Origin of the sequence: Thalassobacillus pellis, assembly GCF_016908295.1 — a bacterium.
Lineage (GTDB): Bacteria > Bacillota > Bacilli > Bacillales > Halobacillaceae > Thalassobacillus > Thalassobacillus pellis.
The window spans coordinates 1-21,860 of record NZ_JAFBDO010000008.1 but is presented as its reverse complement, the minus strand read 5'-3'; the positions used below and the strand labels follow the sequence as shown (position 1 = coordinate 21,860).

Here is a 21,860-nt window from a genome sequence, read left to right as displayed (position 1 = left end):
TTTTTAAGTACTAAGTATAAGAAAAACTAACACATTCACAGAAAGGCATGTGAATGGGAGTTTTTCTAATAAAAGGAGTGTATTCCCATGGAGGAAACGATACCACATTGGCTGGACAAGCAGGCGGAAATAAACCCGCATCAAACAGCCGTGGAAACCGATACCGGCGCTAGCCTTACATTCTTGGAAATTCAGCAAATGAGTGAAGCATATGCCAAAGCTCTAAGGGCTGAGGGCATCGGGGAGGGGGATCATGTTGCAGTACTGGCATCGAACCGTTTGGAGATGATTCTGGCCATTCACGGACTAAGCTATCTTGGGGCAGTTCTCGTCTTATTGAATACAAGATTAACACCAGAAGAACTGGCCTTTCAGGTCAAGGATGCTGAAGTCAGTCATTTCATTGTTGAGGAACGTTTTCGAAAAACGGCTGAAACAACTATACAAAAAGCTCGACTGACACAATGCGGTTTATTTTCACTTGAAAAAGTAAACTTAGATATGAAAAGCAGACAGCCATTGAAAAGAGAGATTAATCTGAAGGACTTGTTTACGATTATTTATACATCGGGCACAACCGGAAATCCTAAGGGAGTCGAGCTCACCTACGGCAATCATTGGTCAAGCGCAGTGGGATCCATGCTTAATCTCGGCCTCAATGAAAATGATAAGTGGCTGCTCTGTCTTCCGATGTTCCACGTTGGAGGTTTTTCTGCATTAATGAAGAATGTTATTTATGGAATGCCGATACATCTGGTCAGTCAATTTAATGCTTCCTACATAAATCAGGCGATTATGAATAACGGGGTTACTATAATTTCAGTCGTCACAGTAATGGTAAGGCGTTTACTGGATGATTTAGGAAATGATAGCTATCCGGACAGCTTCCGTTGCATGCTGCTTGGAGGAGGACCTGCACCTGAAAGTTTATTACAGTCTGCCAAGGAAAAAGCAGTTCCCATTTTTCAGACCTATGGAATGACAGAAACCTCTTCACAAATAGCCACACTGTCTCCTAAGGATGCGTTTAGGAAACTTGGCTCTGCTGGGAAGGCGCTAAGCACTGCCCAGTTGAAAGTGGATGCTGAAATAGGGGAAATTGGAGAAATTAAAGTAAAAGGACCAATGGTGACAAATGGGTATTTTAATCGTGCAGGTGCAAATAAAGAAGCTTTTTCTGATGGCTGGCTTGCTACAGGGGATATGGGCTACAAGGATGAAGAAGGGTTTCTTTATGTTATTGACCGACGAAAAGATCTGATCATCTCGGGAGGTGAGAACATTTATCCTGCTGAAATTGAAGAGGTGCTGGCCGGTGTATCTGAAGTATTAGAAGCGGGAGTCATCGGGAAAAAGGATGATAAATGGGGGCAAGTGCCTGTTGCGTTTATTGTAAGTCGGACTGGCAGTGAGGTGACGAAAGAGGAATTACTCGATCATTGCCGCAGTAAGCTGGCTAGCTATAAAGTACCAAGAGAAGTTATTTTTATTGATGAACTGCCAAGGAATGCCTCTAATAAGATTTTAAGAAGGAAGTTAGCTGGGATTGCAGAGAGAGGGGGAAGAGAATGAATATTTCTTCAATCCATCTTAAAAGGATTAAAATGCCTTTGAAGAAACCATTCACGACCCATGCAGGTTCTGTTTCTAAAAGAGAACTGATTATTGTTACAGTACACGATAACGATGGAAGGAAAGGTTTTGGCGAAGTCACTGCATTTTCGACTCCTTTTTATACACATGAAACGATTGATTCTGCCTGGGAGCTTTTACATAAATTATTTATACCTATTGTTAGATGGTCTACTATCAGTCATCCATCGGAACTTGCGGATCAGCTCGCTGTTTTTCAGGGAAATCAGATGGCAAAAGCCGGTCTCGAAAGTGCGCTTTGGGATTTATTTGCCAAACAAAAAAAGCAAAGCCTGAGTAAACTTATAGGAGGTACTCGCGAAGAACTGGATGTCGGAGTTGTCCTAAGTTTATCCGATTCCCTCAAAGATGAAATAGAGTATTGTCAGCGTATCGGATACAAACGGTATAAGCTCAAGGTGGAAAAGTATAAGGAAAAATCCGCAATCGAACAGGTGAAATCCTATGCCCCTGAACTTCCATTGATGATTGATGGAAATGGCACCTATGACGCGGAGGATATACTCCATCTTCAAAACCTGGATGAACTTGGGTTGATGATGATTGAGCAGCCATTCCGTCCAGGTGATTTTTATCTGCATCAGCAGCTTCAACAAAAAGTGAGCACACCTGTTTGCTTGGATGAAAGTATTTCATGTCAGGAAGACATTATTCAGGCGCATAAGCTTGGCAGCTGTCAGGTAGCCAATATAAAAATCAGCAGGGTAGGCGGATGGACAGAAGCTTTGAAGCTGCATGATTATTGCCTGCACCAAAACGTACCATCCTGGTGCGGAGGCATGGTCGAATCAGGGATATCACGGGCTCATAATATTGCTTTGGCTTCGCTTGATGGATTTACCATAGCTGGTGACATATCCGCCTCGAGCCGTTTTTGGGAAAGAGATTTGATTGCCCCGGAGATAACTGTCACTGAAGGAAAAGTGGTTGTTCCAGAAAAGCCAGGAATCGGATTCGATGTTGACGAAGACTATATTGATTTTCTTACCATTACCCGTAACTCTTATTCCGTGTAGTCGCCTTAAGTGAAAATGATTATCATAATCATTGACACAACCGAATTTGGTCCATAAACTTAATAATGCAAGGAATGCAGACATACTATGAACGGAGCAGATCATTTATTGAGGTGGCAAATATGAATTATTTGACAGATTTAGAAGAGGCTTTTTTAGATGATAATTTCAGATATTTATCTCGTGCCTATTCCGAGCGAGTTCCCCTGGAAGTAATACAAGGGGAAGAACTGCAATCAGAAGATGAGTTGCTGGATGTCCTCGAGAATATGCACACACATATCGAATCTGACTTTTTTCTGACGACAGCATCCATATTTTCAAAGCGGTATGGATATTATGTGGTAACAGGCTTTCTAGTCCTGATTTCTGCTTTTAATAAATGCCCTGATGTAAATCTAAGCAATATCCGACTTGTCCGTATGGATGAAGATAAGAAATGGTTCCCTAAACTTGAATTCCTGTCAAAAGAAGTAATACAACCAGAGCCGGGAGAAAGGGAAAAATGGCTTCGTGAAAGCTTACGCAAGCTCTTCCGGGAGAATTTGCGCCCTATTTTGCTAAATGTCCATGAATTGACTAGACTATCGATGAATGTACTTTGGGAAAATTTCACGATCTATCTCTACTGGTTCTATGAAACGTTTGCAGAAAAACATTTCAACGGAGAACAGCTTGCACAGATATATGATGACTTCCATATTATTGTGAACGAACTGGAAGGAGAGGCATTTGGTGAGACAGACAATCCACTCGGATATTTCCAATACCAGCCGAAACTCCCAAGCGGTGCAAGGGAAAGAAAATACTGCTGTTTAAGTTACCGGTGGAATGAAGAAAGCGGGTATTGCAAAACATGCCCTCATCGTTGCTGACTTATTTTGACACCCCGGGACATCCATAAAATGGATGTCCCGGGGTGTGTGGTTTATTCTTTCCATTATTGCAAATGCTAATGGCAGAATAGGAGGGTAAATATGGACCGAAATAAATACTATGTAAATTTAGGAACACAGGAAATATCGATCAATCATGACGCAAATAATGATGATTTCATCATTAATGCAACCGAGGAAGAACTGATTGAGCTGCGAGAGTTTTTTGATGAAGTATATAATGCTGATGAACGTGCTTTTTTCCGTGCCCATGTACCTTTTACCCCATACCATAAAGACCGCTCTAACGATGAGTACGATGAGGGAATGAAAACAGTACTGCGGAGGATTTATGAACTAGGTGATGAGATGACTAAAAAACATATTTCCAGTATGGGACTACTAGAAGACCTGGATAATCCTTCTGAATCTGAGGAACCGTGAAACATAACAAGTTTCCGGTTCTTTTTTTTTTGCAACGGGCGCGAATTCATGGAATTTCCTGGTTCTCCCGGGGTGCCAACTCAAACTCCCCGCGAGAAACAGATATTTCCATCGGTATTTATCATCTCCCCGGGAGAAACAGTTATTTCCACACGTATATAGTTTCATAATATGAATATTAATTATCTATATAATTAAATATATGGAGATCATAAGCTAACGGGAACATAGAAAGCTTGCGACTGGGTGTAAAGTCGCATTTGATTCATGGACTGTTTTTTGATGTTTATGCAGTTTTTAGAATAGGAATAATAACAGTAGATTATTTTGACTGAGGAGGACTGACATGAAATTAAATACATTGACCGTCCGTTATGTCAAAACATTGTTTATTTGTATGCCATTGTTGTTATTCGCCCAGCCCGTTCAAGATGTTTCAGCTGCCGAAAATAAAGCACATAACCATTCCAAATCAGAGATAGCGCATGTCAGCACTAAAGAAAAACCGAAATCTGAAATAAAGGACTTGGATAAAGCGACTATACAAAAAAGAACAGACGAGTTCATGGAGCAGCTCGTACAGAAAACGGATGAAAACTTTCGAGTTCTGAAATATGATTCCAAAGAAGCTTTAGTTGAATCCTTTACACCATTTGCAACAAAACAGGTGGCAAAAAAATATATAGATTTTTACTATAAGGAAAAAGAGTCCGGCCTGTATATACTTCCGACTGAAACCCCTCCATGGTTTGTAAATGATGTTCCATATGATACCATCAGTATAGACGATAAACATAAACGTATTGTACAGACGAACGATTCAGAGCTGTACGGAAAATACACCGTTACGATTGATCTCGAATATGATGGTAAATGGCGGATAACGGAAGTGAAACATTCTTAATGACGTAGTCAAAGGCAGTTGAAGTGGTAATGGAGATTTTTTACGATTTTTATAATAATGAAGTGAAGCTTTCATTTGAAGATCATCCTTTTTCGAAGCATCCGAAGCATGTGTGGGTTATCTGCAAGTATAAAAATCAATGGCTTTTGACCGAACACAAGGAAAGAGGGCTGGAATTTCCTGGCGGGAAAGTGGAAGAGGATGAAACTGCTGAACAAGCGGCTATAAGAGAGGTTCAAGAAGAGACCGGTGGAACTGTGAATAAACTGACTTATATCGGCCAGTATTTTGTGGCAGGAAAAGGCGGCACAATCATTAAAAATGTTTATTTTGCTGTAATAGACCGCCTGCAGCAACAGGAGACGTATTACGAAACATATGGGCCGGTATTATTCGATGAACTGCCAACAAATGTGGCAAGAGACAAAAGATTCAGCTTTATGATGAAGGATGGCGTGCTTCCAAACAGTATGGAACAAATCGATAAAATGAAGCTTTAAAGGAAACACCTCTTGCCAGCGTAGAGAAAGCAGCAAGAGGTGTTTGCTATTTAGGAGTACGAATCAGCCTTTTTTCAAGCTGCTCGACTAATTGGTACATGATCGCAGCAAATATCGCAATAACCAGTAAGCTGAACAAAACAAGTGTAAAGTCGAACACCTGGAACCCGTATATGATCAGATAACCGAGTCCTTGTTTGGATACAAGAAATTCCCCGACAATGATCCCTACCCACGATAGGCCAACATTAACTTTCAATGAGGATATCATAGTGGGAAATGAAGCGGGGAAAATCGCTTCCTTAAAACAAACAGCTTTAGATGCACCAAGGCTTTTCAATACCTTGATATAGTTCTGGTCGATTTCCTGGAATGCAGAGTAGACAACAAGTGTCGTAATAATGACTGAAATGATCGCTCCCATGGCGATGATCGCCACATAGCCGGGACCTAATGCAACAATGATGATGGGCCCTAAAGCTACCTTAGGCATGGCGTTTAATATGACAAGATAGGGATCGATGACTTTTGAAAAACTGGTGGACCACCAAAGCAAAGCAGCCAGGAGAATACCTGCTAATGTCCCAATCAAAAATCCTGCTATTGTTTCCAGCACGGTAACATTAATATGAACCCATAAAGACCCGTCGCTCGCTTTGTCGATAAACAGGTTCCACACTTTGGAAGGGGAACTGAATAACAATGGATCAATCCATTTCAGCTTGCTGGCCAGCTCCCATAAAGAAAAGAAAGCAATAAATATAACAAGCTGCCAGATTCTGATCCAGCGTTTTTCTATTTTCAACTTTTTTACATAGGCTTCGTGAAGTTTTTGGTCAGTTTGGTTCTTCTTGTTCAAGTGCGCTCATCTCCTTCCAGATGGCATCGAAAATGGACGGAAAAGAAGGATGCTGGCGTGTCTGAAAAGGAGGAAGATGACGCAGTTCTTCGTTAACGGTGAAAACCTGCTTGATTTTACCAGGTCGTGCTTTTAAAAGAATTATCCGGTCACTCATAGCAATCGCTTCGCTGATATCGTGAGTTACCAGAAGTGCTGCTTTCTCATATTGCTTCAGCATTTGCGAAACGAAATCTTCCAGACGAAGTTTGGTTTGAAAATCCAATGCAGAAAAAGGTTCATCCAAAAGCAAGAGCTTCGGGTCATTGATCAATGTTCTTGCCAATGCTGCCCGCTGTCGCATACCACCTGATAATTCATCTGGATAAGCATCAGCAATATTATCTAACCCAACTTCTTTCAAGATTTCCAATGCCCTTTTTGTACTTTCCTCGTTCAACCTTTTACTTATCTTCGGTCCAAGGAGAACGTTATCCTTAATGCTCTTCCAGGGGAAAAGATAATCCTGTTGAAGCATGTAGCCCATTTGTGGAATTTTATAAGAAGGATCTTCTTCTACTAATGAAATTGTTCCTTTGGTAGGTTTTATCAAGCCCGCAACAATGGATAACAGTGTCGTCTTGCCACAGCCGCTCGGGCCAAGGATGGAGACGAATTCCCCATGCTCTAATGTGAAGTTTATATTATCAAGCGCAATCGTATAGTCTGCTTTTGAGTGATAATGGTGGGATAAGTGGTTTACAGTCAGCAGTGACACTGCCATCCCTCCTAATCGTTAATGATTGTTTCTGCGATTTCGGTATTTACCAGCGTGTCATAGCCGACATCTTCTGGAAGTTCTCCTGCTTCATCCATAATTGCTTTGAGATTTTTCCATTCCTCTTTATCGAGAATCGGATTCTCTGCGAATGACCCTTGGCTTTTATACCGATCGACCACAGTAGTGATTAAATCCAGCTCAGTATCTTCAAAATACGGCTGTATGACTTTTGCTGTTTCAGAGGCAGGCTGATCTTGAACCCATTGCTGTGCTTTATAGACGGCTCTTGTAAACTTCTTGATCGCTTCTTCATTCTCTTCAAGAAAACTTTCCTTCGTCATAAATACCGTATAAGGAACATGGCCGGATTCTTCACCGAATGAAGCAATGATGTGGCCGATTCCTTCTTTCTCAAATATGCTTGCTGTCGGCTCAAAAAGCTGTACATAGTCACCTGTTCCAGAAGCAAAAGCATTTGGGATGTTTGCAAAATCCACATTTTGAATCAATTCCAGGTCGTTGTGGGGGTCGATTCCGTGCTGTTTCAAGACAAACTCTCCTACCATCTGTGGCATTCCGCCTTTACGCTGTCCTAAAAAGGTACTGCCCTTCAGGTGTTCCCACTCGAAATTCTCCACATTCTCCCGTGCAACAAGAAATGTACCATCGGTCTGGGTCAGCTGGGCAAAATTTATTGCAGGATCCGTTGCACCTCGGGCGTGGACGTAAATGGAAGTTTCCGATCCTACCAGTGCTATGTCAGCTCCATCCGATAACAGGGTAGTCATAGTTTTGTCTCCGCCCCATGTTGTCGTCAATTCTATATCGAGTCCTTCTTCCTCAAAGAAGCCTTTTTCCAAAGCGACATATTGTGGGGCATAGAATATCGACCTCGTTACTTCCGCCACCTTTAACGTGGTTTTAGTCGTTTGTTGATTGCAAGCCGCGGAAACACCAGCAAGAAGTAAAGCCAGAATGATGATTGCCGCAAATCTAATTCTTTTCATAAGTAATCTTCCTCCTGATTACACAATGGTTGAATAACTACCTTAGCTTATGAAATCAGAAAAAATGTGTGAATGCCCATTTTCCATATAAAAAGACTGCCGGGTTATACCCGACAGTCTGGGAAGCTGAGACCTTTTGAGGTACCAGCTTCATTTATATGAGGAGATGAGGAAACAATAATCAATGTCAGCCCTTATATAATGGACCTGCTTTTGCAATATCATCACTGGCATGGTTGAATTTCCTGAAGTTTTCATGAAACTTCGTGGCCAGTTCCTTTGCTTTTTCTTCGTAAGCTTTTTTATCTTTCCAGGTTTTCTTAGGAATCAATACATCATCAGGAACACCTGGCACGTGCATCGGGATATCCAGGCCGAATATTCCATCCATTTGAGTCTCTGCGGAATTTAACTCTCCTTCCAGAGCTGCGTGGATCATTGCTCTCGTGAAGGAAAGTTTCATTCGGCTTCCTTCACCATATGCCCCGCCGGTCCATCCTGTATTGACGAGGAAAACATTGGTATCATATCGTTCGATTTTTTCACCGAGCATTTTGGCGTAAGTGGCAGGGGCCAATGGTAAGAATGGTGATCCGAAGCAGGCGGAGAATGTAGCTTCCGGAGAAGTCACCCCTCTTTCGGTACCTGCCAGCTTACTCGTATAACCACTAAGGAAGTGGTACATTGCCTGTTCTTTTGTAAGCTTGCTGATTGGCGGCAAGACGCCAAAGGCATCAGCTGTCAGGAAAATGATTGTATTGGGATGTCCTGCAACACTCGGCAGGACAATATTATCAATATTATCAATTGGGTAAGCTGCCCGGGTGTTTTCAGTCAAAGAAGTATCTTCATAATCTGGGTTACGGGTGTTTTCATCCATCATGACGTTTTCCAAGACAGAACCAAATCGAATGGCATTATAAATCTGTGGCTCTTTCTCTTTAGAGAGACTGATACATTTTGCGTAGCAGCCGCCTTCGATATTGAAAACGCCATTTGCAGACCATCCATGTTCGTCGTCCCCGATCAAACGACGGTAGGGGTCAGCTGACAGAGTCGTTTTTCCTGTACCGGATAAGCCGAAGAAAAGCGCTACATCTCCTTCTTTTCCAACATTGGCGGAACAGTGCATGGATAGTACGTTTCTTTGTGGCAGCATGTAATTCATGACAGAAAAAATTGACTTTTTAATTTCTCCTGCATATTCAGTACCGCCTATAAGCACAATCCGATGTTTAAATGAAACCAGGATGAATGCTTCGGAATTGGTTCCATCAACAGCAGGATCCGCTTTGAAGTTAGGAGCAGAAATTACCGTGAATTCGGAATCATGCTGATCCAGTTCCCTTTCTTCAGGACGGATGAACATTTGTTGTGCAAATAGATTGTGCCAGGCGAATTCATTGATTACCTGGATAGGGAGCCGATAGTTTTCATCCGCTCCAGCGAAGCCATTAAAAACAAATAATTCATCTCGGGCACTTAGGTATTTGAGGACTTTATGGTAAAGATTCGTAAACACATCTTCCTCAATAGATTGATTGACCGGACCCCAATCCACTGTTTCCTCAGAAACTTCATCCCTGACAATGAATTTATCCTTAGGCGAGCGTCCAGTATAGGTCCCTGTGGTGGCACGGACTGCACCGGTTGCTGTGAGAGCGCCTTCACTTCGGAATAAAATTTTCTCGACCAATTGGGGAACAGAAAGGTTTTTCAGTGCGTTCTCCTGTGAGAGCAACTCATTGAGTTGAGACATTTGATTGATTGTACTCATTGGGATAACCCGCCTTTACATATGAAATTCACCCTGATAGAGGGTATGTATAAAATATGCTATTAGTATAACACATTAATTTTATTAATCCATACTATTATTCAGAATGACATATTTTTTTCATAAATGTAATCTTTGTTATACTATTGAAGAGAGGGTGTGAGTGTGTGAAACCGCTTGTTTTATATGATGGTCAGTGCTACTTGTGCCGACAGACAAAGTCCATATTTCAATGGTTGGACTGGCTGGGTTCGTTTGAATGGAAATCGTTACAGCAATATGAAAAAGAAACCCTTGTTACACAAGAGGAAAGGGCTGCAATCAAAAGCGAACTACATATTATTGAGCCGGATCAGACAAGTCGTGCAGGATACCATGCTGTAACCTACATGCTCGTCAGGTGCCCATTGACCTTCCCTTTAGGATTAATTGCTTCTATACCCGGTATGGGATTAATTGGCAAGCCAATCTACAGATGGATCGCCCGTAACCGTTACCGCATATTTAAAGATAAATGTTCAGATGGCGCCTGCAGTATCCACGACCGCCGGCATTGATTGACAAGTTTCGCTAATTTGGGTACTATATAGTGCGAACGGAAACTCTCTTATCCAGAGTAGGTGGAGGGAGCAGGCCCAATGAACCCCAGCAACCATCACTAAGTGAAAAGGTGCTAACCTGCAGCAAGGAAAATTCCTTGAACGATAAGAGCGAAAGGATAATGCCCCTTTCCTCTGAAGTAGGAAAGGCTTTTTCTTTTTATAGGGTAAATAAACGTGTATTTTCCCTCTGTAAAAGGAAAAGGGAAATTGTACCGGTGTTTCCTATAGTATTCAACGAATCTGTAATTTAATGAAAAATACTTTCCGGTGCTAATAAGCACGTTTTGAAAATCTATGGCATAAAGTAAAATCTCAATCCTTATTAAATTGATAAGGATAGTTAGAATGTTAAGGCACTGGAATATTACAACAAAGACGATCTTGGATGATGAGTTCCGTCCATTATAATACAGTTTTTAAGGAGGAGTTTGTAAGAATGCCTGATAACCGCCGCTTGTTTACGTCAGAATCTGTGACAGAAGGACACCCTGATAAGATCTGTGACCAGATTTCTGATGCCATATTAGATGAAATCCTGCAACATGATCCCAATGCGAGGGTAGCATGTGAAACTACGGTGACTACCGGTTTAGTATTAGTTTCCGGGGAAATCAGCACAAATACTTACGTAGACATTCCAAGCATTGTAAGGCAGACGATCAAGGACATTGGGTATACGAGGGCTAAGTTTGGATTTGACGCGGATACCTGTGCTGTATTGACTGCAATAGATGAACAATCCCCAGATATCGCTGGAGGTGTCAACGTTGCCCTGGAAGCCCGCGAAGGCCAAATGAGCGATGATGAAATCGAATCTATCGGTGCCGGAGACCAAGGTTTGATGTTCGGGTATGCCAATAACGAAACTCCTGAATTGATGCCACTTCCTATTTCTCTTGCTCATAAAATTTCCAAACGCCTGGCTGATGTGCGAAAAGATGAAACGCTTGGTTATCTTCGACCAGATGGCAAGACACAAGTCACGGTTGAATACGATGAAAATGACCAGCCAATAAGAGTAGATACGATTGTTATTTCCACGCAGCATGCTGAGGAAATTACATTGGAACAAATCAAGGAAGACATGAAACATCATGTTATTGAAAAAGTAGTTCCGGAGCATCTGATTGATGATAAAACAAAATATTTCATCAACCCGACTGGCCGCTTTGTAATCGGAGGTCCTCAAGGGGATGCAGGGTTAACGGGACGTAAAATCATCGTAGATACCTATGGTGGTTACGCAAGACACGGTGGAGGAGCGTTCAGTGGTAAAGATGCTACTAAAGTAGACCGATCTGCAGCTTATGCCGCCCGTTATGTAGCCAAGAATATCGTAGCAGCAGGGCTTGCAGAGTCATGCGAAGTCCAGCTGGCGTATGCAATCGGTGTCGCCCAGCCGGTTTCGATTTCCATCAACACTTTCGGGACAGGGAAAGTGAGCGAAGAGAAGCTTGTGGCTCGAATCAGGGAGCTGTTCGACCTCAGGCCGGCGGGGATTATTAAGATGCTTGATCTGCGCCGCCCGATTTACCGTGATACAGCTGCATATGGTCATTTCGGGAGAACGGACAAATTATTTCCATGGGAAAAAACCGATAAAGCAGATGATCTGAAAAAATTAATTAATTAAACAAAAGGACGGCCTGATTAAAAAAGCTACTGAAAAACTGAAGGCTTAGAAAAGGCATGATTTTAAAAGTAACGGTCGGTATAGAGTTTAGTATCTATACCGACCGTTTTTTCCTTTGTATAGGATCTTTATAAAAAAGAATGGTTGTAGATAAACCTCTAAAGCGGTCTTCATCCAGTCAAGCGCCTAACCCCTCGAGGTCTCATAAAGCATCGACGGAGATGCTTGGTTAAACTTCACTCTTTTTAATACGCCAATGTTGAAGGTTATAATATGGTTGTTTCTACGATGAGCGAGAGGCGGTGATGCCTGCGGGAACAGCACGAGCCGAAGATCCACTTGGTCAAGTGATCTTCTTGACCAAGAAGGCTTGAGGCCGTGCCCGCGGCAAGCATCCGCCGGCAAGCGATTCGCTAGAATCAATAACAAACTTTACCCGCTCCATTAGCATTATAAAAGATTTTTTTCAGTTGCCTCGATTATAGTGGACATTCTTTTCCTGCTATGTGCAAAAGGTAAAACCGTCTGTCAGGAGGGGAAAATATGTGAGAAGAAATGATTTTTTATTCCTCTCGAAGCTTTTTATAATACTGTCCTTTCTCAACATATTCTCTTCTGATCCTGTCCATTTCAGAGAAGTCCTCTTCCGTAAGATCACGTACTACTTTTGCCGGGCGGCCAAGTGCAAGCGTTCGGGGTGGGATCTTCTTTCCCGGCGGAACCAGGCTTCCGGCACCAACAAATGCTTCCTCGCCTACTTCTGCACCATCCAGGATAATGGAACCCATACCGATTAATGCGTTTTTTCTGACAATAGAGGAATGTAGAGTCACCTGATGTCCAACTGTTACCCCGTCCTCGACTATTAATTTTTTATCAGGACTTTGATGCAGCATGCTTAGATCCTGGATGTTTACCCTGTCGCCAATCTCAGTTGGTGACACGTCTCCACGGATCACTGTTTTGAACCATACACTTGAATCTTCCCCAATTTTCACGTCACCTGTAACGACAGCATCTTCTGCTATAAACGCAGATTTTGCAATTTTCGGGTGTTTTCCTTTATATTCGCAAATCATTGATATCCCCCTTATAATAATGATATTGATAGTATAGCAAAAATGAGAGCAGGCGAAGGGGAGATACCGATGAAAAGATTGTTGGCTGATTCACCAAGAGGAATCCTTGTGATTGTTCATGGTGCATTTGAACATTCTGGAAGGTATGATGAAACAGCTGCTTTTTATCAGCAGCAGGGCTTTCATGTCATTTATGGAGATCTTCCGGGACAGGGGAAGTCCTCGAGGCGACGAGGCCACATTCAACGGTTTGATGAATATATCGATGCGATATGCGAGTGGGTGGAAAAAGCACAGAGTTTTGAACTTCCGGTTTTTCTGCTGGGTCACAGTATGGGAGGATTGGCAGTTATCCGGACAATGGAATTAAGGAAGCTGAATGTACAGGCAGTGTTATTATCTTCGCCAGCATTGGGTATTTATGAAAAACCGACTAAGCCTGTGGAAATAGTTTCCCGCGTTCTAGATATGGTCTATCCTAAAATGAAAGTGGAAACACCGGCTTTTTCAGAGAAAATCACTCGTAACATTGATGTAATGGAAAGAGACAGGGATGATACTTTAATTTTAGATAAAATATCTGTAAGGTGGTATTGGGAATTCGTCCGTGGCATGAAGCGAGCATTCAAACAAATCGATGACTACCCTGATGTGCCGACTTTGATAATGCAGGCAGGAGAAGACCTGATGGTTAATATTGATAAGACGAAAGACTGGTTTCACAAATTAGACATAAGTGAGAAAAGTTATAAAGAATGGCCATCGATGTACCATGAAATATTAAATGAACCGGAACGATTAACGGTTTATCAGTATATGAATTCGTATCTGCAGTTTCAATTGGATAAGGCTATGTTTGTTAGGAGGTAAGCACATTGTCCGTTCAGACCCCATCCAACGCGTGGACGTTGATGGTAAACGTATATAGAAAGATATTTCCCCAAGTTCATAAAGAATTGGCTTATTGGATTAATAAGGCAGAAGCTATTCCTGATCCCGAACTAAGAAAGCAAGCTATGGCAAGCATCGATGCAAAAACTTTTCATTGTGAAGGTGGTTCCATCTATGCTTTGCTGGCTGGGGCGGAATGGAAAGAGGCTATCCGTTTTATAGTCGCTTACCAGACAATCAGTGACTATTTGGATAATCTTTGTGACCGTAGTACATCTATGGATCCTGAAGATTTCCGGATGCTCCATCACTCAATGACCGATGCATTGACACCAGGGAACCCGTTGCGGGAGTATTACCGTTTACGGAAAGAACAAGACGACGGTGGATATCTGCATGCTTTAGTATCAACATGCCAGCAGGTATTAATGAATGCCCAAGGTTATGAAAAAGCCAGCTCAGATGTGCAAAAGCTTGGTCTTTTATATAATGACCTTCAGGTACATAAACATGTCGTCGAAGAAGAAAGAGTGCCCAGACTCCAGACATGGTTCAATGAGCATCGGGAAGAATTGCCCGAATTGAAGTGGTATGAATTTTCCGCTTGTACGGGGTCTACTCTCGGAATATTCTGCCTTGTGTCTTATACGCTGGGCGGAAGGATGACAAAAGGGTTGGCCAACCAGGTTTCAGAAAGTTATTTTCCGTTTATGCAGGGGCTCCACATCCTTCTGGACTATTATATTGACCAGGAGGAGGATAAAGAAGAAGGAGACTTGAACTTCTGTTCCTACTATACGCATTATAATGAAATGAAACGGCGGTTTGTATATTTTGTTGAAGAGACCAACAGGAGAATCAAGAAGTTGCCGGACGCGCATTTTCACGAAATGATTCATGAAGGTTTAGTGGGTATGTACCTTGCCGATCGTAAAGTGGACAACATTCACCAGGCAAAAAGCTTTGTCCGCGATTTGTTGAAGGTAAGTGGTAAGAAAGCAAAATTCTTCTATTATAATACGAAGGTTTACCACATGGTTAAACCCGGTCGTTCTACATGAGGGCCGGGTTTTTCTAGTTCTGGGCTATTAATAATTTCTGTTGATTACTGCACAGCGAACTACATCCAGCACCAGCGCCTACCCCCTCGAGGTCTTAAGCTGGTCGGGGGTGAACGAGGCGCGTTTAGTTTTTGTTCCACTTTAAGAAAGTTTAACTTTTTTAAAGGATTAAAGTATAAGTAAAACTAAGGCTTGTCGCCATAAGAGCTTGGCTACAAGCTCAAGTTTTTCTAACTTTTTTCAATGGCGATTACAAAAGGCGGATCGTTTTTTTGGTTTATAAAATTATATTGCAGTACATGCCAGCCCTGCTGGTCCAAACCTGTGACGTACTCAATAAGTGCGTCTTTTTCCGTTTTACCGCCATGGTGGCCATGATATACAACAAGGACAACGATGCCTCCAGGTTGGATAAACGTAAGCAGCTGGTCTAAAGCCTCGATAGTTGTATTCGGTTTTGTGATAATGTTTTTGTCACTGCCTGGAAGATAGCCGAGGTTGAAGATTGCTCCCTTTAGTCCGGAAAAATGTTCTTTGGGAAGATAATTTGAGATTTGATCATGGCTGTCATGGATGAGAGTGGTGTTAGTGACACCTGAATCATCCAGTCTTTTTCTGGTTGTATCAATCGCTTTTTCTTGTATATCAAAGCTGTAAATGTGCCCATCACCGCCGACTAATTTACTCAAAAGCAGTGTATCGTGCCCATTTCCGCAGGTGGCATCGATCGCTACGTCTCCTTGTTTTAAAGTTGTCTTCAGCAGGTTGTGGGCAAAATCCAATACTCGTTCCAAGGTCATCCAAAGTCATCCTTTCTGCTTGGTCGTAATCTTTATTTTAGCATTGCTAATGGTTGGGTCCAAAGTAAGCAAGGTGTATGAAAAAAAAGATATGTACCAAGCTAAGGTAGAGGTGATTGATATGGCGACAAGAGCGTCTATTGATGCAATGATCCAGGAAGCGCATGATCGATTGGAGCAGGCAAAATTTGAATTGTCCCTGGCCAATCAAAATGGTTATCCGATGACAGCAAGCTACGTAGAAGCTCAGCAAGGTCTTGAGCAGGCAGAATTGGAAATCGATAAACTTATGAACAGTGCCAACCATCAGCAGAAAGACCAGCTGCACAGACTTCACTTGCAGGTATCCCAATGTTTAAATGACATGATACTTGATGAAAACGACCTCGAGAACAGCTGAAAAGAAAAGCTCACCCCGGGACATCCAGAAAATGGATGTCCCGGGGTGTAAACTTGACAAAGCCTGCACGTTTCATTAAGATACGGATATAATCATATGAAGACGTTAGAAAAGGAATAGTATTCAGTGAGCAAGTACAAAGAGAGGCAGCGGCTGGTGGAAGCTGTCCTTGCAGCTGAGGAACTCACCTTGGATGTCGCAAAAGTGAATGCCAGTAGCTTTTGCCGGTCCATCACCGATATCGATGCTGAAGAGAACGCTGTAAATGCGTTAATTTGGGTGGTACCGCGGGAACAAAGTTTCTCGTCCCATACGTTGGGATGAGAGGCTTTTTTTATTTTTTATAAATAGCTGCTCGTCTGTATCGATTATTATAGATTACCTGCTTAATGAAATGGAGGAAAATGTAATGGCTTTTGCTCACAGGAAAATTGAAAAGAAATGGCAAGATTATTGGTATAAAAACAAAGTATTTGCAACGGACAGCGAATCAGAAAAAAAGAAGTTCTATGCACTGGATATGTTTCCATACCCATCAGGTGCTGGTCTGCACGTCGGTCACCCTGAAGGATATACAGCCACAGACATAATGTCCCGAATGAAGCGCATGCAAGGCTATGAAGTCCTTCATCCGATCGGATGGGATGCTTTTGGCCTGCCGGCAGAACAATATGCCCTTGACACTGGGAATGACCCGGCTGAATTCACAAAGCAGAATATTGATAACTTCCGCCGTCAGATTAAAGCACTTGGCTTTTCTTATGACTGGGAAAGGGAAGTGAACACAACTGATCCTGAATACTACAAATGGACACAATGGATTTTTCTTAAGCTTTATGAAAAAGGTCTTGCTTACGTAGATGAAGTCCCTGTGAATTGGTGTCCGGCACTTGGTACGGTGCTTGCTAACGAAGAAGTAATTGATGGAAAGAGTGAACGCGGCGGTCATCCTGTTGAAAGACGTCCGATGAAGCAATGGATTTTGAAGATAACCGAGTATGCTGACCGTCTGCTGGAGGATCTCGAGGATCTTGACTGGCCGGAAAGCATTAAGGATATGCAGCGTAACTGGATTGGAAAATCAGACGGTGCAGAAGTGATTTTTGGTATTGAAGGACATGAGGACAGTTTTGATGTTTTCACTACACGTCCAGATACACTTTACGGAGCGACTTATGCAGTACTGGCTCCAGAACATCCGCTTGTTGAAAAAATCGTTACGAAAGAACAAAGCGAAGCAGTAAACTCCTATATCGATAATGCTAAAGCGAAAAGCGATCTGGAACGTACAGACCTGGCGAAAGATAAAACTGGTGTATTCACTGGCGCTTATGCCATCAATCCAATCAATGGTAACAGGGTTCCGATTTGGGTTGCCGACTATGTGCTGATGAGCTATGGAAGCGGAGCAATTATGGCCGTTCCTGCGCACGATGAGCGGGACTATGAATTTGCTAAGAAGTACGACCTTCCCATTATTGCTGTCGTAGAAGGTGGAAATATTGAAGAGGAAGCTTACACCGGCGATGGCAAGCATATTAATTCAGGTATCCTGAATGGCCTCGAAAAAGAGGAAGCTATTCAAAAATCAATTGAATGGCTGGTTGAAAACGGTAAAGGGGAAAAGAAAACAACTTACCGTCTTCGTGACTGGCTGTTCAGCAGGCAGAGATATTGGGGAGAACCAATCCCGATGATTCATTGGGAAGATGGATCAATGTCACCGGTAAAGGAAGAGGACCTTCCACTAGTATTGCCGAAAACAACGGAAATAAAGCCTTCCGGTACGGGAGAATCTCCTTTGGCTAACATTTCTGACTGGGTAGAAGTGACCGATCCGGAAACAGGTATGAAAGGGCGCCGGGAAACGAACACCATGCCACAATGGGCTGGAAGCTGCTGGTATTACCTCCGTTATATCGATCCGCACAATGATGAAAAACTTGCTGATAGCGACAAATTAAAAAAGTGGCTGCCAGTCGATATTTATATCGGAGGGGCAGAACACGCCGTCCTTCATCTTCTTTACGCAAGGTTTTGGCACAAGGTTCTTTATGACATTGGTGTTGTCCCAACGAAAGAACCATTCCAGAAGCTATTCAACCAAGGAATGATTCTAGGAGAAAATAACGAGAAAATGAGTAAGTCCAAAGGTAATGTAGTTAACCCTGATGATATTGTAGAAACTCACGGTGCTGACACATTAAGGCTATACGAAATGTTTATGGGGCCACTTGATGCCTCTGTCGCGTGGTCTACCAATGGACTGGATGGCGCACGCCGATTCCTTGACCGTGTTCACCGACTGATCATTGATGAGAAAGGCAGACTTTCTGATAAAATCATCGATGATAAAGGGGAAGGCCAACTGGAAAAGGTATACCACGAAACGGTTAAGAAAGTGACGGAAAACTTTGAAGAACTCCGTTTTAATACAGGTATTTCCCAAATGATGGTGTTTATCAACGAAGGTTACAAGGCAGACAGCCTGCCACAAGAATATTTAGAGGGCTTTGTTAAGTTGCTTTCTCCTGTTGCACCACATCTTGCAGAAGAGCTTTGGGAACGACTTGGCAATGAAGAAACAATCACCTATCAGGCTTGGCCGTCGTATGATGAATCCAAATTGATAGAAGACGAAGTGGAGATTGTTATACAGGTGATGGGTAAAGTCCGCGCGAAAATGACGGTTGCCAAAGACGCTTCTAAGGAAGATCTGGAGAAACAGGCAATCGAACATGAAAAAGTGCAGGAGTGGCTGGAAGGGAAAACTGTACGAAAAGTGATAGCCATTCCAGGAAAGCTCGTCAACATCGTCGCTAATTGATCAAAAAAGCTGACCACCTATATAGGTGATCAGCTTTTTTTTAGCAGGCCCCATTCCTTGACAATTCACGCGTAATTTTTAAAAATAGGGAGTGCAATGTACTAAAGGAGGAGTATAAAATGAGTATCCGTGAATATAAACCAGAAGAAGTACAGCAAATGCTGAATGAAAATAAAGATATTAAATTAATTGATGTTCGGGAAGACGAAGAAGTTGCCCAGGGTATGATTCCATCCGCAACTCATATCCCCCTGGGCAATATTCCTGAATCAGCCGATAATTTGGACAAAGATCTGGAGTATATTATGGTCTGCCGCTCAGGACAGCGAAGTATGAATGCAGCAAGATACTTGAATGAAAATGGTTTCACCGTTCATAACCTGGAGGGCGGTATGCTCAACTGGGACGGAGAAACAAAGCCGAAAGCATAAAAGGAGCCAAAAAAAGTGGACTGGCTTACTGTTTTAGTTATCTGTTTGGTGCTGATCGGAGTAATTAGGTTTTTTCTTCCCATTATGCACTTAAGAAAAGTCGACCAAGAAGGATTACAGGATAAACATTACTGCGTCATTGACATTCGTGATTATATTTCTGCTCACCGGCATCCCTTCCCTGGCGCTGAAAATATACCGCTAAGTTATTTGTCACGAGCACTTCGAGGGCAGTTTGACTGCCAGAAGGATGTTTTGGTAGTCAGTGATGATGTACGTAGTGCAAGAATTGCTGCGAACATTTTCCGAAAGAAGCACAAGAAGAAAATCTATTATGTAACATCAACTTAAGATAGAAAGCTGTCCTTTTAACAGGACGGCTTTTTTTTACGTTGAGTGAATAAAACGATTAACGGTGTGGGGGAACAAGTAGCTGTATAATCGTCTTGCTCGGTTTTGGAATATTTAATGGAAGTTCAACTTCAGTGAATTGAAAGCAACAAATGAGTAGTAAAGGGAATTTTAATTCTAGACGTGGATAGATATGATACACTTTGGTTGTCTGAATTTAAGGCATAAACCAACATATCAGGTGTGTTGAACAAGCCTATTAATTGGATGAGCAAAAGTAAAATTAGTTTTACACAATTCCATAAATAAAAGTCCAAATTAACCGGGGGGAAACATGATGTTATCTGATGGGATACTTAAAGCATTTAATTTAAATGGTGATATCATTCCATTGGGTAGCTAAGACTCAATTGATGAGGAATACTAACAAATGGAGAGGTTAAGGGGAATGCACATGAACCTAGAATTGATGGATATTTTTCGCATGGAATATGACTTCAGTTGGGATACTGAGACCTGGTTTTTACCTTTAGAACCTGCTCTTGAGGGTTTAAATTCCACAGATGCGAGTTGGCAACCCCCTGGAGGAGGGAATACAATTTGGCAAACTGTGAACCATCTAAACTACTACAACGCCTTACTTGTTAGACAAATCAATGACCCGACCACTAAGAAAAAGTCATCTAATAACAAAGCTTCGTTTGGAGATATCGGGAAACCAGCGGATTCTAAATGGAAAGCAGTTTTAGCAGAAGATACCTTTGGAGATAAAGGGAACCCTGAAGATGTTGAAAAATGGAAGGCTACCATGGCAGAGACACGTCTAATTTGTAAGAACCTACGTAAATCACTGGCGCATCTTAATGACAGTCAACAGGAAGAGGAACGTGTTGGGGTTCTAGCTCGGCAAATTATGCACAACGTATACCACATTGGGCAAATTGTATTAATTCGCAAACAACAAGGCTCTTGGCCGAAGGAGCGAGATTGATATGTATAGAGCGTAATTCTAAATTATTGGATTGTGCTTGTTATGCCAAAAGAGAACTGGAGTGATTAACCAGTGAAAGGAAAATCCGCTATCTTCTTATTGTTTACTTTCACTTTCAGCTTATTAGTTGGGTGTATGCCTAATGAAGTAGATAAAAAAACATATTCCGTTTTGGTAGTACAAAATGGAGATGATAAGACAGACGAGAAGATTACAGAAGAAATAGACGTATCATCAGAAAAATTCCACGAAATAAAATTCATATCGAGTTTAAAAGATGTAAAAGGACAACATCCACAAATTGAAATAGAACAAGTTCCAGCAGTGTTAATATTTGAAACCGGTGGAGGAGAGTTCAAAAAGTTAAAGTTTAAAACCTATGACATGGAAGAAGCAGTAGTAAAATTAAAAGAACTTTCAAATTAAAAAACTTAACTAATAGGTACTTTATTCCGTAGTCAGTAAAACTCCTTAATAGGTTTTCTATTTCTTTAAAAAGCCGTAGTAACTCTACAGCGTTTAATAGAATGAAGTTGATAAATATATATACCTCTCATCCTGTTTATTGATACTATTCATATGACATCTCTGTGGTGAGGTTTGAAATGAATTACATACAAAACATTAAACAAGAGTGTTCTCTTCAGACTTATAAATTATATAGAAAAGAATTGAAAAGTAGTTGTTGACACTTTCCTCAAATCTGTGTATTATAGTCAATGTCGCTTCTTTGAGCGATTCCAAATTATCTAGCGAATTTCCAAATATTTTGTCTATCATCCTATTGACATAAACTGTGAAATAATGCTAGAATGTTATTACTGTCGATAAGGGCAGTTATCACAAATTTGATCTTTGAAAACTGAACGAACCAACCAGTACGTCAATTCGATTTCTTCATTTAATATGAGGAAATCAAACAACGCACGAATGAGTGCACAATGAGCAAGTCAAACTTTACTTTTATGGAGAGTTTGATCCTGGCTCAGGACGAACGCT

At 41.8% G+C, this 21,860-nt stretch carries 22 protein-coding genes, 1 riboswitch and 1 other annotated feature; of the genes, 16 read left to right on the top strand and 6 right to left on the bottom strand.

Annotation, left to right across the window (positions count from 1 at the left end; genetic code table 11):
• The first annotated feature begins 87 nt into the window (after positions 1 to 87).
• The 6 genes from JOC33_RS18135 (at position 88) to ytkD (ending at position 5,392) form a co-directional block, all read left to right on the top strand.
• Positions 88 to 1,572: an o-succinylbenzoate--CoA ligase gene (locus JOC33_RS18135; RefSeq protein WP_205093970.1), complete on the top strand. Its 1,485-nt coding sequence runs from the start codon at positions 88 to 90 to the stop codon at positions 1,570 to 1,572.
• Positions 1,569 to 2,669, top strand: coding sequence for an o-succinylbenzoate synthase (gene menC / locus JOC33_RS18130; protein WP_205093969.1), 1,101 nt, complete (start codon positions 1,569 to 1,571; stop codon positions 2,667 to 2,669). The genes JOC33_RS18135 and menC overlap by 4 nt, the downstream gene beginning before the upstream one ends.
• 122 nt (positions 2,670 to 2,791) lie before the next feature.
• Positions 2,792 to 3,544, top strand: coding sequence for a (2Fe-2S)-binding protein (locus tag JOC33_RS18125; protein ID WP_205093968.1), 753 nt, complete (start codon positions 2,792 to 2,794; stop codon positions 3,542 to 3,544).
• A gap of 102 nt (positions 3,545 to 3,646) precedes the next feature.
• Positions 3,647 to 3,988, top strand: coding sequence for a hydrolase (locus JOC33_RS18120; protein ID WP_205093967.1), 342 nt, complete (start codon positions 3,647 to 3,649; stop codon positions 3,986 to 3,988).
• A gap of 346 nt (positions 3,989 to 4,334) precedes the next feature.
• Positions 4,335 to 4,892, top strand: coding sequence for a hypothetical protein (locus JOC33_RS18115; protein ID WP_205093966.1), 558 nt, complete (start codon positions 4,335 to 4,337; stop codon positions 4,890 to 4,892).
• 29 nt (positions 4,893 to 4,921) lie between these two features.
• Positions 4,922 to 5,392, top strand: coding sequence for an RNA deprotection pyrophosphohydrolase (ytkD, locus tag JOC33_RS18110; protein WP_205093965.1), 471 nt, complete (start codon positions 4,922 to 4,924; stop codon positions 5,390 to 5,392).
• A 46-nt stretch (positions 5,393 to 5,438) separates the two neighbouring features.
• On the opposite strand, the gene JOC33_RS18105 is transcribed toward ytkD, so the two are convergent.
• The 4 genes from JOC33_RS18105 to pckA all read right to left on the bottom strand — a co-directional run bounded on the left by JOC33_RS18105 (position 5,439) and on the right by pckA (position 9,795).
• The gene (locus tag JOC33_RS18105; RefSeq protein ID WP_205093964.1) at positions 5,439 to 6,251 is read right to left on the bottom strand and encodes an ABC transporter permease; all 813 of its coding nucleotides are present in this window, start codon (positions 6,249 to 6,251) and stop codon (positions 5,439 to 5,441) included.
• Positions 6,229 to 7,008: an ATP-binding cassette domain-containing protein gene (locus tag JOC33_RS18100; RefSeq protein ID WP_205093963.1), complete on the bottom strand. Its 780-nt coding sequence runs from the start codon at positions 7,006 to 7,008 to the stop codon at positions 6,229 to 6,231. The genes JOC33_RS18105 and JOC33_RS18100 overlap by 23 nt, the downstream gene beginning before the upstream one ends.
• An 11-nt stretch (positions 7,009 to 7,019) precedes the next feature.
• Positions 7,020 to 8,018: an ABC transporter substrate-binding protein gene (locus JOC33_RS18095; RefSeq protein ID WP_205093962.1), complete on the bottom strand. Its 999-nt coding sequence runs from the start codon at positions 8,016 to 8,018 to the stop codon at positions 7,020 to 7,022.
• 187 nt (positions 8,019 to 8,205) lie between these two features.
• Positions 8,206 to 9,795: a phosphoenolpyruvate carboxykinase (ATP) gene (gene pckA, locus JOC33_RS18090; protein WP_205093961.1), complete on the bottom strand. Its 1,590-nt coding sequence runs from the start codon at positions 9,793 to 9,795 to the stop codon at positions 8,206 to 8,208.
• Between the two features lie 167 nt (positions 9,796 to 9,962).
• Here pckA and JOC33_RS18085 point away from each other — a divergent pair, with 167 nt between their 5' ends.
• Positions 9,963 to 10,352, top strand: a complete 390-nt coding sequence (locus JOC33_RS18085) for a DCC1-like thiol-disulfide oxidoreductase family protein (RefSeq protein WP_205093960.1) — start codon at positions 9,963 to 9,965, stop codon at positions 10,350 to 10,352.
• Positions 10,353 to 10,399: 47 nt separating this feature from the next.
• Positions 10,400 to 10,506, top strand: a riboswitch (SAM riboswitch).
• Between the two features lie 327 nt (positions 10,507 to 10,833).
• Positions 10,834 to 12,030 carry a methionine adenosyltransferase gene (gene metK, locus JOC33_RS18080; protein WP_205093959.1) on the top strand — a complete coding sequence of 399 codons (1,197 nt, stop codon included), beginning with the start codon at positions 10,834 to 10,836 and terminating at the stop codon, positions 12,028 to 12,030.
• A gap of 563 nt (positions 12,031 to 12,593) precedes the next feature.
• Here metK and JOC33_RS18075 read toward each other — a convergent pair.
• A complete protein-coding gene (locus JOC33_RS18075; protein WP_205093958.1) occupies positions 12,594 to 13,109 on the bottom strand; it encodes a gamma carbonic anhydrase in 516 nt (171 codons plus the stop codon).
• A gap of 69 nt (positions 13,110 to 13,178) precedes the next feature.
• Here JOC33_RS18075 and JOC33_RS18070 point away from each other — a divergent pair, with 69 nt between their 5' ends.
• Entirely contained in the window at positions 13,179 to 13,979 is an 801-nt protein-coding gene (locus tag JOC33_RS18070; protein ID WP_205093957.1) for an alpha/beta hydrolase, read from the top strand.
• A gap of 5 nt (positions 13,980 to 13,984) precedes the next feature.
• Positions 13,985 to 15,061: a tetraprenyl-beta-curcumene synthase family protein gene (locus JOC33_RS18065; RefSeq protein WP_239534298.1), complete on the top strand. Its 1,077-nt coding sequence runs from the start codon at positions 13,985 to 13,987 to the stop codon at positions 15,059 to 15,061.
• A 230-nt stretch (positions 15,062 to 15,291) separates the two neighbouring features.
• On the opposite strand, the gene mnmM is transcribed toward JOC33_RS18065, so the two are convergent.
• Positions 15,292 to 15,861, bottom strand: coding sequence for a tRNA 5-(aminomethyl)-2-thiouridylate-methyltransferase MnmM (mnmM, locus tag JOC33_RS18060; protein ID WP_205093956.1), 570 nt, complete (start codon positions 15,859 to 15,861; stop codon positions 15,292 to 15,294).
• Between the two features lie 91 nt (positions 15,862 to 15,952).
• Between mnmM and JOC33_RS18055 the strand changes: the two genes are divergently transcribed.
• From JOC33_RS18055 to JOC33_RS18030, 6 genes are all read left to right on the top strand, one after another.
• Positions 15,953 to 16,261, top strand: coding sequence for a DUF2524 family protein (locus tag JOC33_RS18055; protein ID WP_205093955.1), 309 nt, complete (start codon positions 15,953 to 15,955; stop codon positions 16,259 to 16,261).
• A gap of 96 nt (positions 16,262 to 16,357) precedes the next feature.
• Positions 16,358 to 16,575, top strand: a binding site (T-box leader).
• Positions 16,576 to 16,670: 95 nt separating this feature from the next.
• Positions 16,671 to 19,088 (top strand): leucine--tRNA ligase, encoded by a 2,418-nt coding sequence (leuS, locus tag JOC33_RS18050; protein WP_205093954.1) that lies wholly within the window; start codon positions 16,671 to 16,673, stop codon positions 19,086 to 19,088.
• Positions 19,089 to 19,207: 119 nt separating this feature from the next.
• Positions 19,208 to 19,519, top strand: a complete 312-nt coding sequence (locus JOC33_RS18045; RefSeq protein ID WP_205093953.1) for a rhodanese-like domain-containing protein — start codon at positions 19,208 to 19,210, stop codon at positions 19,517 to 19,519.
• Positions 19,520 to 19,534: 15 nt separating this feature from the next.
• On the top strand, positions 19,535 to 19,870 hold the full coding sequence (locus tag JOC33_RS18040) for a rhodanese-like domain-containing protein (RefSeq protein WP_205093952.1): 336 nt from the start codon (positions 19,535 to 19,537) through the stop codon (positions 19,868 to 19,870).
• A gap of 454 nt (positions 19,871 to 20,324) precedes the next feature.
• Complete coding sequence (locus tag JOC33_RS18035) at positions 20,325 to 20,861, top strand: DinB family protein (RefSeq protein WP_205093951.1); 537 nt, start codon at positions 20,325 to 20,327, stop codon at positions 20,859 to 20,861.
• A 72-nt stretch (positions 20,862 to 20,933) separates the two neighbouring features.
• Positions 20,934 to 21,287 (top strand): hypothetical protein, encoded by a 354-nt coding sequence (locus JOC33_RS18030; protein ID WP_205093950.1) that lies wholly within the window; start codon positions 20,934 to 20,936, stop codon positions 21,285 to 21,287.
• Positions 21,288 to 21,860 lie beyond the last annotated feature (573 nt).

Excerpts from the sequence above, each read along its gene's own strand:
- JOC33_RS18135 (WP_205093970.1), top strand. The coding sequence starts at position 88 with ATGGAGGAAACGATACCACATTGGCTGGACAAGCAGGCGGAAATAAAC.
- menC (WP_205093969.1), top strand. The coding sequence starts at position 1,569 with ATGAATATTTCTTCAATCCATCTTAAAAGGATTAAAATGCCTTTGAAG.
- JOC33_RS18125 (WP_205093968.1), top strand. The coding sequence starts at position 2,792 with ATGAATTATTTGACAGATTTAGAAGAGGCTTTTTTAGATGATAATTTC.
- JOC33_RS18120 (WP_205093967.1), top strand. The coding sequence starts at position 3,647 with ATGGACCGAAATAAATACTATGTAAATTTAGGAACACAGGAAATATCG.
- JOC33_RS18115 (WP_205093966.1), top strand. The coding sequence starts at position 4,335 with ATGAAATTAAATACATTGACCGTCCGTTATGTCAAAACATTGTTTATT.
- ytkD (WP_205093965.1), top strand. The coding sequence starts at position 4,922 with ATGGAGATTTTTTACGATTTTTATAATAATGAAGTGAAGCTTTCATTT.
- JOC33_RS18095 (WP_205093962.1), bottom strand. The coding sequence starts at position 8,018 with ATGAAAAGAATTAGATTTGCGGCAATCATCATTCTGGCTTTACTTCTT.
- pckA (WP_205093961.1), bottom strand. The coding sequence starts at position 9,795 with ATGAGTACAATCAATCAAATGTCTCAACTCAATGAGTTGCTCTCACAG.
- metK (WP_205093959.1), top strand. The coding sequence starts at position 10,834 with ATGCCTGATAACCGCCGCTTGTTTACGTCAGAATCTGTGACAGAAGGA.
- JOC33_RS18075 (WP_205093958.1), bottom strand. The coding sequence starts at position 13,109 with ATGATTTGCGAATATAAAGGAAAACACCCGAAAATTGCAAAATCTGCG.
- JOC33_RS18070 (WP_205093957.1), top strand. The coding sequence starts at position 13,179 with ATGAAAAGATTGTTGGCTGATTCACCAAGAGGAATCCTTGTGATTGTT.
- mnmM (WP_205093956.1), bottom strand. The coding sequence starts at position 15,861 with ATGACCTTGGAACGAGTATTGGATTTTGCCCACAACCTGCTGAAGACA.
- JOC33_RS18055 (WP_205093955.1), top strand. The coding sequence starts at position 15,953 with ATGTACCAAGCTAAGGTAGAGGTGATTGATATGGCGACAAGAGCGTCT.
- leuS (WP_205093954.1), top strand. The coding sequence starts at position 16,671 with ATGGCTTTTGCTCACAGGAAAATTGAAAAGAAATGGCAAGATTATTGG.
- JOC33_RS18045 (WP_205093953.1), top strand. The coding sequence starts at position 19,208 with ATGAGTATCCGTGAATATAAACCAGAAGAAGTACAGCAAATGCTGAAT.
- JOC33_RS18035 (WP_205093951.1), top strand. The coding sequence starts at position 20,325 with ATGAACCTAGAATTGATGGATATTTTTCGCATGGAATATGACTTCAGT.